Raw genomic sequence first — 15,224 nt, 5'->3', positions numbered from 1 at the left:
TTGAGCTACGGGTTAGAAATTTCACTTCTAATGATCCGTTACCTAAGTGCATAAAGGCGAGGTTAGAAGAAGCTTCTACTGTACCTGGGAATTCAGATAGGTAGGTTATTACACCATTCTGGCAAGCTTCTATTGCCTGAATGGTACTTTCAGCAATGTCTTGAGGAACGATGGTATTAGGTGTTGAATTCTCCTGCTCGATAGACAGTGTAATCTTATTCTCGATGCTCTTATATTCGAAGTTATATAGAACTTCGTACTCAGCTATTAACTTTTTGAGGTCATCAAGTTGTTCGCTAGGAACCATTACCTTGGCTGTTGCTTCACGTGGGATAGCATTACGTAGTGAGCCTCCTTGTAATTCTACTAATGAGAGGTCAAAGCGTTCATAAGCTTTTTTGAGTACACGGACTAGCATCTTATTGGCATTTCCGCGTCCTAAATGAATATCTACACCAGAGTGTCCACCCTTAAGCCCACTAATTGAGATCAGAGCTGTTACATCACCTGCTTGGGGCTTAACTTCGTCTTTGTAATCTAGAGATACATTGATATCAACCCCTCCTGCACAACCGATGTATAGTTCATCCACTACTTCGGAGTCTAGGTTAAGCATGTAATCTGCTCGGCAGAAACCTTCTTCTAAACCAAATGCACCAACCATACCGACCTCTTCATCGACTGTGAATAGTGCTTCAATAGGTCCGTGTTTTAGGTCCTTATCAGCAAGTATAGCAAGAGCCATGGCTGAACCTATACCATTATCAGCTCCTAAGGTTGTCTCACGAGCTTTAACCCAGTCGCCATCAATCCAAGCATCAATTGGATCTTTGGTGAAGTCATGATTGACGTGGCTATTTTTTTGAGGTACCATATCTAGGTGACCTTGAAGTGCTACTACAGGGCGGTCTTCCATCCCTTCTGATGCAGGCTTGCTAATTAGAACGTTGCCAGTTTTATCAACTTTTGTTTCCAATCCGAGTTGGACTCCGACTCCTTTGATATATTCAACCACTTCCTTCATCTGTCCTGTAGGGCGTGGGATTTGTGTTAGGTCATAAAAGAAGCTCCATATTGCTTCTGGTTTTAGTTTCTTAATTTCTGCAGACATATGTTTTCTGAAATTTAATTTTGGTTATTGGTGCTATTTGCGTTAGCAGTGTCGCACACGATTTACATATTTACAAGATACAAATTATTCATTTAACAACCACTGCTATTTACATTTATTAATTGTTCAATGAAGTCTGAGAAATCTCCTCTTTTCAGCAGAAAAGCTCTATGTCTAATTAAGTTTTGAAGGTACCTATACAATCACTGTAAGGTGCCTATTCTTGTCCTACGATATCTAGATAGTGTTTTGAAACGTTTTACTGATGTCTTATAGATGAGACCAGGTTATTTGTCTTGGAATTCAAAATCCACAATCAACGGATTATGGTCGCTGTAACTCTTCTTAACCGGAATGCTACTCCCAATAGCCTTGAGGGGTCCTCCATAAAAGAGGTGGTCGATCCTGAAGGGCATAAAGGGTTCATTAAATGAAGCACTTATCCCAAATCCGGTTTCTGAAAAAGCATCACGATACCCAGCCTTTACTTGCTGATAGGTGTAGCTCATCGGGGTATCATTCAAATCTCCCAATACTACCACATAGTCCGGCTCATACTTGTTACAAAGCTTTTCCATCTCTTCATTGACTATTTTTGCAGCATATGCACGCTGATTAAGTTTAGGTCCTAGTCGTCTTTTTATCTCGAGTATCTGCTTAGGTATCTGTTTGATTTGAAAATTTTTGACATATTCTTTGTACCTATTAAGTTCATTCTCCTTAAGTACATAAGACTCCATATGGTTATTCACAAGAAGCATCTTTTTATGATTAGGTAACTGTAAGATATATGCATGTGAGCCATTTCCAATGGTAGGATATTCAATCTCCTCAATGGCTAAAATTTTGTACTTAGATAATAGGGCTTGACTTTTTCTGTGAGCAGAGTGAATATATGGATATTGCTTTCCAAATATTTTTTGGAGTGCCTGTTCATTGGAGATACCTTTTTGATTTAAATAAGCTTCTTGGAGGGCCACAATATCTGCACCCTTTTCGGTTATAAACCGAGCAGCTAATCGCTCTCCTGTGTCAGGATCCTTATAGGTTAGTCCGCATACATTGTATGTCATTATTCTTATGTCGCGATTGGCTGTAAGAGACTTGCCCGTGTGTAAGGGGAAGTAATTGAGTATGTAACCCAATGAGAGCAGTGTCATGGCACTATAAACTGAGAAATATCTCCAATTTCGGCAGATTAGATGGTATAGCCAAAAGATGACTAGAAGAGGTAATATGAGGATAAAGCCTAAGTTGAGAAAGGCTGGTATTTGCGAGACACGAGGAGATAGATAGGGGGAGAGCATCGCCAGGATGTATATTAAGATGAATAATCCATTGATGATCCCACCTATAAACTTTGCTGTGTGTCGCAGCGGTTTCTTGACGATTTTCTCTTCCATATAAATTCTATTTTTCTACTGAGGTAATCAGTTTTTCCTGCTCCTCATTACTAAGGGATTGATAGCCTGATGTCTTGGCTTTGGATATAATTTCAGCGACATAGCCTTCCTCATCTTTTTTTTGATCTCTTTTATCTATGAATCGCTTGCTACTATACAAGGCATATATTAGCCCAATTAGGTATCCCGATAAATGCACGGTGAATCCTAGTGAAAAGCTAAGCCCTTGCGTGAGCAAATCTAGAAGGACTATACCAGGGAGGGCGATTATCCATAAATTATTATGGATAAATATTCGGTATATAGATGCTGCCATAAGTGCTGTGATTCCAGCTGATGCCCCGATAATACTTGCTTCTGGTCCTGGTAGGATAACAAAGATGGCTCCCCCAATAATAGCAGATATAGAGAAGAGGGCATACACTTCTTCGGTCGATAATTTATCACCCCACAGAATGAGGAGCATTAACCCCATATTGATCCCAAAGTGTAGGTAGGAGCTGTGTAATAAGGAGTATGTGAATAGACTCCATGGGTGATAAAGTATCGTCTCTGGGTTGTTGCTAAGCTCCATACTTGTTTCGAGCTCAACACCCCAAATTTGTTGGAATATAAAAGCAAAAAGTATGAGCAAAGGAAGTAACCAGCTGTAAAGTGATTTAGTAGAAATCCTGCCACCCATTGACGCTTTGCTTTTTATCTTTCTTTTGCCAATATTTGATCATAAGGAACCCGAAGAGCATACCACCCAAGTGGGCAAAGTGTGCTATGTTGCTACCTCCCAATGAGGCAACTCCTGAAAAGAGCTCAAATAACCCATAAAAAATAACAAACCACTTTGCTTTAATCGGAACGGGTACAAATAGTATAAACAAAGGGATATCTGGAAATATCATCCCGAAGGCCAACAGAATACCAAAGATGGCACCACTCGCTCCTATAGTTAAGAGCAAATCGGAGTAGTACATGAGCACCTCTGGAGGGGTAGATATGAACCAGACCAGCTGCTGGACTAGACCAGCACCAACCCCAGTGACTAGATAGAAGATAAGAAATCTTTTGCTCCCCCAGATTCGCTCTAGCACTGGACCAAACATAAATAGAGCAAACATATTACTAAAGATATGTCCTAGCCCTGGAGCATGTAGGAACATGTAAGAAATCATCTGCCACACTCCAAAGCTCTTAGCTCCAAAGTAGTGCATCCCAAAGAGGTTGGTAAAGTCTATTCCTACTCGGGGAAGGATACTTTGAGCGACCCACACAATCAAGTTAATGATCAAAAGATTAAGTGTAACGGTTGGTATTCTACTTTCTGCTCCTATTCTCATGGTTATATATTCTATTTCTAGATGTTTATAAGGTAAATCCTTTCAATCCACAAATATACATTTTTTTGTCTGACCCTCATAGACTCAAAAGTGGATTATATGGCTTAAAGCCTAGGTTAGTGGCTTTGATAGAAGGCTTATAGGTCAATCACATTTAATGGCTGTAACTTACTTTAAGATATGATATTTAACACTCAATAGTGTAGGATATGAGAATGTTCTCTGAAAAGTGAGAAGTTATAATCAATACAAAAACTTAAATAACCCTATACGAGACTAATACCAGTGACTATATAATAAGATAAGCGTGTCAAGCACAAAATAATACTTGACACGCTTATCTATCTATTACTCTCTTATTATTTTATCTGCCTTTCTTGTTATTTCGTTGCTCTTTTAGCATCTTTTCCTGCTGCTTCTGAGCTTCTTCGAGGCGTTGCATAAACTTAGATTTTTTCTTTGGTTTCTTTTTATTTGCTTCTAGCTTAGCAAGGATTTTCTCCTCATTAACTGCCCATTTGAATCCTTGTGTTTGGACTATGGTAATCAGCATTGAGAGCAGGTAGTAGTAACTAAGACCTGAGGCATTCTGATTCAGGAACGAGAAGAGCATGATCGCCATAAGATATGGCATCCATTTCATAAATGGCATCTGTTCTTGTCCACTATTTTTAGTTGTATAGTTCATGTAAATCACTTGAGTGATAGTCATGAGCAAACAGAATAAGCTGATGTGATCACCAATAAATGGGATATCTACTCCAAATCTAATCACATCATCATAAGTAGATAGGTCTTCTGCCCACAAGAAGCTTTCTCCCCTCAGGTTAATACTAGTAGGGAAGTATTGGTACATCGCTACCAAGATAGGCATCTGAAGGAGCATCGGTAAGCAACCACCCATGGTGCTGACACCTGCTTTTTGATAAAGAGCCATTGTCTCCTGCTGACGCTTCATCATATTGTCCTGCCCAGGATATTTCTCATTTATGACCTCAATTTGTGGTCGAAGTACCCTCATCTTAGCCTGACTCATATAACTCTTATATGTGAATGGCATCAGAAGCATCTTGATGAAAAGGGTGAGTAAGAAGATAATTAGTCCGTAATTACTGATAAATCGCTCTAAGAAGTTAAAGACAGGTTGGATTATCCAGATATTGATAAAGCGGAACCATCCACCCATCTCTACTATTTTAGTAAGATGAGTATCATCCTGCTTTAGAGACTTATCTATATGCTTAAGTAGAGCATAGTCATTAGGTCCTGTATAGAAGAGTAGGTTGAGGGGTTCGTTATTGTCGTGGCTGATTTCCATGACAAACTTTGCCTCTAGGTCCTTAAGTGGTAAGTTATCGCCACCCTTTAATACATCGCTAGTCACCTCAAGGCTCTTAAGCCCTTGAGGACTATATACAAAGGTGCTGAAGAACATATCTCTGAATGCCACCCACTTAACTGTCCCACTCATCTCCTTGGATGTACTCTTAGCGGTGCTTAGCTTATCTACACTGCCATCGCTATGCTCGTAAGCCATGCCAGAGTATCTCTGTTCGGACTTGAAGCTCTTCTCATTTTGGTATATCGGTAAGGATATAGAACCATCAATAAATGGAGCATTAGAGGCTAATACCTTATCAAAACCATTACTTACGATCTGAAGGTCGAGGATATACCTATTTTTCAGAGTGTATATGAGGGCTAGTTCTTCTCCAGAGTTACTAGTCGTGGTCAGCTTCAGTTGGTTAGGTCCCATCTTTTCCCCCTTGAAATAAAGCTCATTCGTATTAATAACTCTATTCGTACGTGTGATAAAGTTAAAGGAGATAGATGCTTCCTCTGGTCGGATGAGTCTTATAGGTTCGCCCAGATAGTCCTGATATTGTTTTAATTCGCTACCTATTAGCATTCCTCCCTTGTTGCTAAACGTGTAAGCGACAGAGTCATTCTCAAGAGTGTAGAGTTCTTCTTTTCCTATGGTTGCCCTAGACATCTCGCCATAAGTCTGGCTTCTCTTGATATTTAAGATAGAGTCACGCTCTGCTACGCTTAGATTATCTAATGCTGTGCTATCAGCTACAATCGGATTTGATACTCTTGCTTTGGCTGCCTCTTCGATCTCTCTTTGTTGTTGATGCACCAGTGCGATGGAATCATTCATCCTTTGCTGCATCTCAATTTGTTCTGCTGATGGTCGTCCAAGCCATGTGAAGACCACCAATACAATGCCCATTAAGACAAAGCCTGTAATCGTATTTTTATCCATTACTTATCTAAAATTCTTTATTCCTCTTGATGAAAATGCGATGTTATTTTGTGTTCTTTTCCTCTATTGCTGCTTTCACAAATGAAAGGAAGAGGGGATGAGGGTGTAAAAGAGTACTTGAATATTCTGGATGATATTGTACTCCAATAAACCATTTGAGGTCTGGGCGTTCAATGACCTCTACCAGTCCACTTTCAGGATTATGCCCAGTGAGTCGGTAACCTGCTTTTTCGAAAGCCTCTTCATATTTCTCATTGAACTCATAGCGGTGTCTGTGACGTTCTCTGATGTCTGTTTTACCATATGCTTTTGCTACTAAGCTATCTGGCTCTAAATGACATTCGTATGCCCCTAGACGCATAGTTCCGCCAAGGTTGACGACGGCTTTCTGGCTATCCATCAGGTCAATGACTGGGTTATCAGTGCTTGGTTCTACCTCAGTTGTATGGGCGTCTGGGATACCCAAGACATTTCTCGCACCCTCTATTACCATACACTGCATACCTAGGCAGATCCCAAGGGTAGGGAGGTTATGTTCACGGCAATAGCGTAAAGCATATAATTTTCCATCAACACCTCTTGTCCCAAATCCTGGTGCTATAATAACGCCATCAAGTCCTGAGAGCTGTTCAGCTACATTCTCACTCGTTAGCTTCTCTGACTGAATATGTATGAGATTAAGCTTGTGATGGTTGTAAATAGCGGCCTGCTGCAGGGATTCGTCAATTGACTTGTATGCATCCTGTAACTCCACATACTTACCAACGAGGCCGATGGTTACCTTCTCCGTTGCACTTCTCATCATGTCTAGGAATTGATTCCATTCCTTTAGTTCAGGGGTCGGTCCTGGCTCCAATCCGAATTTCTTCAGAAGAACCTCGTCCATCTTTTGCTGCTGTAGGACTAATGGAACTTCGTAAATCGAAGGAACATCGTATGACTGCATTACTGCTTGAACCGGTACGTTACAGAAAAGAGCTACTTTTTCAAGTATCTCCTCATCCAGAGGTTGCTCTGTACGAAGTACTAGCATATCAGGCTGAATACCTTCTTCTTGTAATTGTTTTACGGAGTGTTGAGTAGGCTTGGTCTTGACTTCGCCAGCAGCCTTTAGGAAAGGAACAAATGTCAGGTGTACTACCATGCAGCAGTTGCCAAGCTCCCACTTGAGCTGACGGACACTCTCTAAGAATGGAAGGGATTCTATATCACCAACGGTGCCACCAATCTCAGTGATCACAAAGTCATATTTCCCAGATGAGCCAAGACGCTTGACGTTACGCTTGATTTCATCAGTGATGTGTGGTACTACCTGGACGGTCTTACCCAAGAAGTCTCCACGCCTCTCCCTCTGGATGACGTCTTGATAGATTCTACCCGCAGTGACGTTATTAGCTCTTGAGGTTCGGACATCCAGAAATCTTTCGTAATGCCCTAGATCAAGGTCTGCTTCATGACCATCTTCTGTTACATAGCACTCCCCATGTTCGTAGGGGTTAAGAGTGCCTGGGTCCACATTGATATATGGATCAAATTTCTGTATTGTAGTACTATAGCCACGGCTCTGGAGTAGCCTACCCAGAGATGCTGCCACTATCCCCTTCCCTAAGGAGGAGACTACCCCACCTGTGACAAAGATGTATCTAGTATTTCGTTTCATTATGAGACAATATATTTGGTATTTTTTGCTCTTTGTAGAATAAAAAAAGCACAACAGTCCCTATGCCTTTTACAAGGCACAAATATAGCCATTTTAGTTTAGACTTTTTAGAAAAAGGTCCTTAGTCTTGACTTGTTTTGAGTATTTGTTGGATTGTTCAGTGATCAAAGCCTGATCTGGAAAGGATTCCTTTCTGGTAATAATGCTTGATCTCCCGCATCTCTGTAACGAGGTCTGCTGCTTGGATCAGTTCCTCTGGAGCATATCGTCCTGTGACAACCACCTCTACATGATCAGCCCTGGACTGTATGGCCTTAAGTAGCTCTTCTTTAGTGATAAGATTGAATGAAGTTGCGATAGTCGCCTCATCCAATATCACTAGGTCGTATTCACCCTTCATCATAATCTCTTTGACAATCTTTAATCCCTTTTGGGCCATCTCGCAGTCTTGAGGTGTTGGTTCCCTATCGATATAGCATCCACAGCCTAGCTGACGGATGACTACCTGACCTTCTGGAAACAGCTTTTCCAAGTGTACCTCGTGGTACTGCATATCTTTGATGAACTGGCCAATATAGACCTTCATCCCAGCTGATGCAGCTCGAAGAGCTAGCCCAAAGGCAGCAGTTGTTTTGCCTTTGCCATTGCCTGTATAGACTTGCAACATCCCTTTTTTCTCAGTTTGGAGCATTGATGATTATTTTCTTATTTCCTTTGGTGAGTAATAGCAAAGGTCTGTTAGGGTTGGCAATGAATGCTCGATAATGACCCATCTGTTTGCTGTAAAACATCCCTGTAAAACCAAATAAGCCACCAGAGCCAAAGGTTCGGATGGAGCGATCAAACTCATCGGGGGATATTTGGATGGTGCTGTAATCTGCTTTATTCAGATTGATGGAGAAGAAGGTGAGTCTGAGTTTGTACTTTCTTTCGTCTTCCTCGAGATATATTGGCATGAGTCCAAATGAAATAATAAGCACTGAAGCGAGTAGCGTTCCAATCACATATCCATAAACTGTTCCTAATTGGAATACAGCTTTTGCAGCGATGACTAGTACGAGTGATACGATAAGACTAATAATCCAGATGGATTTACTCAGTTTGTAATAATACCTCATCATGCACGTTTTTATAATTAGAAAAAGCGTATTGATTGAAACTCAATCAATACGCAATTATACTAAATATAATATAAATTATAGTGCGTTCTTTAGAAGCGGAATACTACACCAATATTAGCAAATGAGTATCCGTAACCCAATTCAGCAAATGCCCCCATTTTCTTTGAGAACATATAGCGTGCACCTAGGTGAGTACCCCATGCAAAGTTACCATCCTTAGATGATTTCTTATCACCATCTAGAGAATCATATCCAAGCATAACAGATAGATATGTATCTAACTCAGGAATAAAGTGGTAGTGTAAACCAAGACGAGCACCTAAAAGTACGCCAGTAGCATCTTTCCCGATCAAAGCACCAGCTAAACCACCAACAGTAAGTGCACTCTTATCATCAAAAAGATTTCCAACAACACCATAATCATAGCTGACATTGATTGGAAGTGCTCCATTGTTAATACCTACACCAACATTCACCAAACTTGTACCCTTTTCAACTACATTTACATTCTGTGCATGTGCTTGATGAATTGCTACACATCCAATAAGGGTAGCCATTAAAATTAAAAATTTTTGTTTCATAATAAGTTTAATAAATTATTAAAAGTCTTTTCTAAAATAAAATCATTCCCCCGCTTGCAAATGTACAAATTAAATATTTAAGAAATGCACTCTTTTTTATAACTTCACAGGTTTTAAGAAAGTATAGCAATCATTGCTTTATTATGTGAATTTGGGTACCTTTGGTCGTTCGAACTATACATCAGAGTTTATTTTTTTCTAGAGAGAAAAAAGGGAAACAGGTGTAAATCCTGTACAGTACCCGCTGCTGTAAGTCTCATTATCAAGTGCTTCGAAAGATGATTCCACTGTCTGTCTTAATGGATGGGAAGGGTTTTTGAAGTGAGATCAAGTCAGAAGACCGACTCTTTTGGTGTGTTAAGTCGTTAATCATATTTTTTTATTATTGTAATTACTTTCGGGAGTTAAAGTCATGAACAATCCAGTTATGTACATCATCAAAAGAGATGGTGTTCAAGAAGCGTTTACACCTTCTAAAATCGAAAATGCCCTCTTAAAGGCCTATGTCGCATCTGGCTTAGGAAATAACTATGAGGAGGTGCAGAGTGTCACTCATAATGTATTAAGTCGCATCATGCAGCCTGTTATTTCTGTAGAGGAAGTACAGGATATTGTAGAGAGTGAGCTGATGAAAGCTCGCCCCGAGGTGGCTAAGCGTTATATCATCTATAGAGAGTGGCGAAATACACAGAGGCACAAGCGTACCGATCTCAAAAAATCTCTAGATGGCATCGTCGCCATCGATCAAAATGATATCAATCTTAGCAATGCTAATATGAGTAGTCATACTCCAGCAGGACAGATGATGACTTTTGCCTCTGAGGTCTCAAAAGATTATACCTATCGTTACCTCCTCTCTCCAGAATTTGCCGAGGCTCACAGACGAGGTGATATCCATATACATGATTTAGATTATTATCCTACCAAGACTACTACCTGTGTACAATATGACTTGGAGGACTTATATGAGCGTGGCTTTCATACTAAGAATGGTAGCATCCGTACTCCTCAAAGCATTCAGAGTTATGCAACATTGGCGACGATTATATTCCAAACCAATCAGAATGAGCAGCATGGGGGGCAAGCGATTCCAGCCTTCGACTTCTTCATGGCTCCTGGTGTGTATAAGTCTTTTGTAAAGCATCTTTCAGATCTGATTATCTTTCAGGCTAAGTGTAAGGATAAGGAACTTGAGCTTGATAGTGCTCCTCTTCGCCATAAGATAGAAGCTTTCTTTAGTTCAATTACCCCATCATCCCAAGATGTTACAAACTTGAGCCAATACTTATCTATCCTTACAGATGGATGTATTACGCGGGCCGACCTGGTCATGGTGGTGAATCATGCACTCAATCGTACTAGGAGAGATACTCACCAAGCGATGGAAGGCTTTATTCATAACCTCAATACCATGCACTCTAGAGGTGGTAATCAAGTGGTCTTTAGCTCAATCAATTACGGAACAGACACCTCTCCAGAGGGGCAGATGGTAATAGAGGAGTTGATGAACGCCACAATTGAAGGCCTAGGAGATAATGGTGAGATACCAGTATTCCCAATACAGATCTTTAAGATTAAGGATGGTGTCTCGTTCTCCAATACCGACTATGAGCGAGCTATGAAAGATTTTAATAGGGCTGAGCGAGGAGAGATCCCTTTCGAAGCACCTAACTTCCATCTTTTCCTCATGGCTTGTAGGACTACTGCACGAGCTCTTTTCCCTAATTTCTTATTCCTTGATTCTCCATTTAACCAAAATGAGAAGTGGCGTATTGATGATCCTAACCGTTATCGGTACGAGCTAGCAACCATGGGCTGCCGTACTCGTGTGTTTGAAAATATTAACGGTGAAAGGAGCTCCTTTGGTCGGGGTAATCTCTCATTCACGACCATTAATTTGCCTCGTTTAGCAATAGACGCACGGCGTGCGGCCGAAAAAGAGTGCCGAGATGGTTCAGATGAAGGGAGAGTTCGAAGTGTAGCTATCAATAATCTGCTGGAGTCTTTGCGAGATATGGCTCGCTTAGTAGGAGAGCAACTCCATGAGCGTTATCTATATCAGACTACAGCTCTAGCTCGCCAATTTCCCTTCATGATGGGAAATAATGTGTGGAAGGGTGGTAATAAACTCCGACCTAATGATAAGGTGGGAGATGTCCTGAATTCTGGTACCCTTGGGATTGGATTCATCGGTGGACATAATGCGATGTGTGCTATCTATGGGGAAGGACACGGGAGTAATAAAGATGCGTGGGAGACCTTGAAGCTTTGTATCGAGCTCCTTAATGAGGTTGCGTCAGAGTTTAAGGAGAAGTATCATCTCAATTATTCTGTACTGGCAACCCCTGCCGAAGGTCTTTCTGGTAGATTTACTCGACTGGATAGGAAGCGTTATGGCGTAATTCCTAAGGTTAATGATAGGGATTATTATATCAATTCCTTTCATATTGACGTGAAGGAGGATATGAGGATTGTTGATAAGATAAAATTGGAAGCTCCATTTCATGCCTTGACACTTGGAGGACATATCACATACATTGAGTTGGATGGTGAAGCTAAGAAGAACGTGAGTGCAATTGCCAAGATCGTTAAGCTAATGAAGGATAATAATATTGGCTATGGCTCCATTAATCACCCTGTAGATACCTGTAGAGAGTGCCACTATAAGGGTGTCATATATGCCAAGTGTCCGATATGTAATAGTGAAGACATTCAGCGAATGCGACGCATTACTGGGTATCTTACTGGTGATCTATCCTCGTGGAACTCAGCCAAACGTGCTGAGGAGCATGATAGAGTAAAGCATCATTAATCGATAGTCAATATTTGGATTATGAATGTTATAATGGAGTTATTGACGGGTTCCAGTATAGCACAGTCGTTATTTGTGCTTGCTCTCGTCATTACCATAGGGATTTTGCTGAGCAAAATCAAGATAGCTGGTTTTTCGTTTGGGGTTACTTGGGTCTTATTTGCTGGGATTTTAGTAGGTCACTTGGGGCTTAGGATAGACCCCCTAATTCTTTCTTTTGTCAAGGAAGCGGGTATGATCCTATTCATTTTTGGGATAGGTATGATTGTGGGTCCGGGATTTTTCTCTACCTTCAAGCAAGGAGGTGTTCAGTTGAACCTACTTTCCGTGTTATCTATAGCCTTAGCACTAATTATTACATATATAATATTTACTCTTACAGGAGTGCCTATTGAGACTTTGATGGGTATCCTTTCCGGAGCCGTCACTAATACACCATCATTAGGAGCAGCACAGGAAGCCGCGAAGGGACTTCACGGTGTGGTTTCTCCTGATATCGGAATTGGTTATGCACTTGCCTATCCTGTGGCTATAATAGGTTTGATTATTACAATGCTTTGTCTCAAGTTTGTTTTACGTATCAAAGTTGATGAAGAGACACGTGTCATTGAAGAAAGAGAACGCTCTAGGAGGGTTGATGCATTGGTCTTCTCTATAGAGGTAACCAATCCAGCTATCTTTGGTGAAGATATTTCTCACCTCAAGATGCTCCTAGATAAGCATGAAGTAGTTATCTCTAGAATACTACATGCTGATACTGGTAAAATAGAGATGGCAAGTTCTAAATCAATTATCAAGGAGGGTGATAAGTTGCTTGTGATTTCAGAGCAAGATGAGGTAGAGATGATATGTGCGTTTATTGGTAAGAGAATTGAGATGACTGATGCCACGTGGTTCAAGCTGGATAATAAGCTCATCTCGAAACGCTGCTTAGTGACACAGCCAGATATAAATGGTAAAAGCATAGAGGAACTGAAATTTAGAAGATTGTATAATGTCAATATTTCTCGGGTCCAAAGAGCTGGAGTCCACTTGATCGCTAAGCCAGATCTGCTCTTGCAGATGGGCGATACGGTCATCGTAGTCGGTCAGGAAGAAGATGTCAAAGAGGTCGAAAAGATATTGGGAAACTCAGTTAAAAGCCTTAGGAAACCAAATCTATTCATTATCTTCTTTGCAATCCTTCTTGGGATCCTAGTGGGAAGCCTAGAGTTCTTTTTAGGAGGGATGCCGATGCCTGTAAAGTTAGGACTCTCTGGAGGGACCTTGATCGTCAGTATCTTAGTGAGTAACTTTGGTAATCGATTTAGATTAAATACTCATAATACACAGAGTGTCAATCTGATGCTTAGGGAGATTGGTATTACTCTCTTTCTCGCTTGTGTTGGATTAAGTGTTGGGGGAAGCTTCGTAGAGAAGTTGCTGAATGGAGGACTGACCTGGATGATGTACGCCGCTATTATGATGATGGTACCACTATGGATTACATGTATTATAGGTCGTCTTTGGATGAAGCTGGATTACTTTACGTTGCTAGGGTACATCGCGGGGAATATGACTTTTGCTCCTGCTCTATCTCTTACACCTGAGGCTTCACAGAATAATATCCCAGCGGTTAGATATGCTACTGTATATCCCGTGACTTTATTCTTACGTGTCATGGCGGCACAGTGGATGATCATACTGCTTGGATAAATAATGATCAACCTCCTGAAAGTAATACCCGAGACAATCTTAGATGGAGAGGGCATACGCTGTTCTATCTATCTTGCTGGATGCTCTCACCATTGTAAAGGGTGTCATAACGAACCCTCCCAAGATCCAAATCTTGGTGAAGAGCTAACTAAAGGTATGATAGATGCGTTAATCTCTGATATCAATGATAATATCATACTCGATGGTATTACTTTCAGTGGAGGGGATCCCTTTTATAATCCCGAGGAGTTCTTGCCTATACTGAAGAGGTTTAGAGAAGAGACAAAGCTGAATATATGGTGTTATACAGGGTATAAATACGAGGAGATCCTTGAGGACTCTCTGAGACGTCCTTTGCTGGAGTTTATCGATGTGCTGGTTGATGGTCGGTTTATAAAGGCCCTTTATGATCCTACTCTCTCTTTTCGAGGTAGTAGTAATCAGAGAATTATACGGCTCGAGCACTAATCGAGAGTCTTACGATATGGTCACGCATTCTCAACGCCATGTGTCCCCAGTCTTCTCATGTTCATAGTTCAATGCTCTTCAGTCATTGATTATTGTAAGTTTATTTTAAAGAGAAGAGGCATAGTTTCATCGAAACTATGCCTCTTCTCTTTAGTGATCCGCTTGGGGTTCGAACCCAAGACCCCATCCTTAAAAGGGATGTGCTCTACCTGCTGAGCTAGCGGATCATTTGTTTGCTTTCAATTTTGTATTTGCTTTGCAAAGATACCTAAATATTTTATACAATCCAATGTTTTTGCTCTTTTTCTTCTTTTTCCTTCTGTGGTTTTATATGGATTTAGACGCTAACTGCTTCTCTTTATGTGGGATAAAGCCTTTTTTTTTATTCGCTAAATTTTTATTCTTTCTTTTTCAAGATCAGCCAGAAATATCTAGTGATGAGCACTAGTCATGAGTTTGATTTTTTTATAGTACAGTGTATCACTTATGATGCCTATTGAAAAATTTCGTCTTCTGTAGCTATCACTGAAAAGATCTCTACAGAAATATAGAGACTTATACATTTGTCAACAAGTGATAACGTGTGTGGATGTTAGGCACTTTATCCAATTGTTTTACCGCCCCTTATATCGGTTATAATTGATGGAGGGATTAGGCCCTTTTTTTGATATATCTAAAGAAAATTTATCCTATGACTAAAAAACATTTTAGTCATAGGATAAAAGAACATTTCCTATATCGAAATTTGAGTCTCCTTATCTCTTTCTATAAATCGA

The 15,224-nt window shown here is 40.5% G+C and carries 12 protein-coding genes, 1 tRNA gene and 1 riboswitch (1 of these 14 cut by a window edge); of the genes, 3 read left to right on the top strand and 10 right to left on the bottom strand.

Annotated features, from left to right (window positions below; genetic code table 11):
- The 9 genes from QYZ87_05565 to QYZ87_05525 all read right to left on the bottom strand — a co-directional run.
- Positions 1 to 1,111, bottom strand: the 5' portion of a protein-coding gene (locus tag QYZ87_05565; protein MDN4753999.1) for an aminoacyl-histidine dipeptidase. The gene continues 347 nt to the left of window position 1, outside the view; only the first 1,111 of its 1,458 coding nucleotides appear in the window; the start codon lies at positions 1,109 to 1,111; the stop codon falls past the left edge of the window.
- 287 nt (positions 1,112 to 1,398) lie between these two features.
- Complete coding sequence (locus QYZ87_05560) at positions 1,399 to 2,514, bottom strand: endonuclease/exonuclease/phosphatase family protein (GenBank protein ID MDN4753998.1); 1,116 nt, start codon at positions 2,512 to 2,514, stop codon at positions 1,399 to 1,401.
- A 7-nt stretch (positions 2,515 to 2,521) separates the two neighbouring features.
- Positions 2,522 to 3,088, bottom strand: a complete 567-nt coding sequence (locus QYZ87_05555; GenBank protein ID MDN4753997.1) for a rhomboid family intramembrane serine protease — start codon at positions 3,086 to 3,088, stop codon at positions 2,522 to 2,524.
- An 85-nt stretch (positions 3,089 to 3,173) separates the two neighbouring features.
- Complete coding sequence (locus QYZ87_05550) at positions 3,174 to 3,845, bottom strand: rhomboid family intramembrane serine protease (GenBank protein MDN4753996.1); 672 nt, start codon at positions 3,843 to 3,845, stop codon at positions 3,174 to 3,176.
- Positions 3,846 to 4,209: 364 nt separating this feature from the next.
- Complete coding sequence (gene yidC / locus QYZ87_05545) at positions 4,210 to 6,111, bottom strand: membrane protein insertase YidC (protein MDN4753995.1); 1,902 nt, start codon at positions 6,109 to 6,111, stop codon at positions 4,210 to 4,212.
- Between the two features lie 43 nt (positions 6,112 to 6,154).
- Entirely contained in the window at positions 6,155 to 7,771 is a 1,617-nt protein-coding gene (locus QYZ87_05540) for a CTP synthase (GenBank protein ID MDN4753994.1), read from the bottom strand.
- A 157-nt stretch (positions 7,772 to 7,928) separates the two neighbouring features.
- The gene (locus tag QYZ87_05535) at positions 7,929 to 8,462 is read right to left on the bottom strand and encodes a cob(I)yrinic acid a,c-diamide adenosyltransferase (protein ID MDN4753993.1); all 534 of its coding nucleotides are present in this window, start codon (positions 8,460 to 8,462) and stop codon (positions 7,929 to 7,931) included.
- Positions 8,449 to 8,892 carry a PH domain-containing protein gene (locus QYZ87_05530; protein MDN4753992.1) on the bottom strand — a complete coding sequence of 148 codons (444 nt, stop codon included), beginning with the start codon at positions 8,890 to 8,892 and terminating at the stop codon, positions 8,449 to 8,451. Before QYZ87_05530 ends, QYZ87_05535 begins: the two co-directional genes overlap by 14 nt.
- Positions 8,893 to 8,981: 89 nt before the next feature.
- A complete protein-coding gene (locus QYZ87_05525) occupies positions 8,982 to 9,473 on the bottom strand; it encodes a hypothetical protein (protein MDN4753991.1) in 492 nt (163 codons plus the stop codon).
- Between the two features lie 168 nt (positions 9,474 to 9,641).
- Positions 9,642 to 9,836, top strand: a riboswitch (cobalamin riboswitch).
- A 49-nt stretch (positions 9,837 to 9,885) separates the two neighbouring features.
- On the opposite strand from QYZ87_05525, the gene QYZ87_05520 reads away from it, so the two are divergent.
- The 3 genes from QYZ87_05520 to nrdG are packed head-to-tail and all read left to right on the top strand — an operon-like array spanning position 9,886 to position 14,448.
- Positions 9,886 to 12,285: an anaerobic ribonucleoside triphosphate reductase gene (locus QYZ87_05520; GenBank protein MDN4753990.1), complete on the top strand. Its 2,400-nt coding sequence runs from the start codon at positions 9,886 to 9,888 to the stop codon at positions 12,283 to 12,285.
- 21 nt (positions 12,286 to 12,306) lie between these two features.
- The gene (locus QYZ87_05515) at positions 12,307 to 13,980 is read left to right on the top strand and encodes a putative transporter (GenBank protein MDN4753989.1); all 1,674 of its coding nucleotides are present in this window, start codon (positions 12,307 to 12,309) and stop codon (positions 13,978 to 13,980) included.
- Positions 13,981 to 13,983: 3 nt separating this feature from the next.
- Positions 13,984 to 14,448, top strand: a complete 465-nt coding sequence (nrdG, locus tag QYZ87_05510; protein ID MDN4753988.1) for an anaerobic ribonucleoside-triphosphate reductase activating protein — start codon at positions 13,984 to 13,986, stop codon at positions 14,446 to 14,448.
- Positions 14,449 to 14,602: 154 nt separating this feature from the next.
- On the opposite strand, the gene QYZ87_05505 is transcribed toward nrdG, so the two are convergent.
- A tRNA-Lys gene (locus QYZ87_05505) sits at positions 14,603 to 14,675 on the bottom strand.
- Positions 14,676 to 15,224 lie beyond the last annotated feature (549 nt).

The organism is Porphyromonadaceae bacterium W3.11, from assembly GCA_030434245.1.
Classification (GTDB): Bacteria; Bacteroidota; Bacteroidia; order Bacteroidales; family Porphyromonadaceae; genus Porphyromonas_A.
The sequence above is the reverse complement of the archived record's forward strand: the minus strand, read 5'-3'. Positions and strand labels throughout refer to the sequence as shown.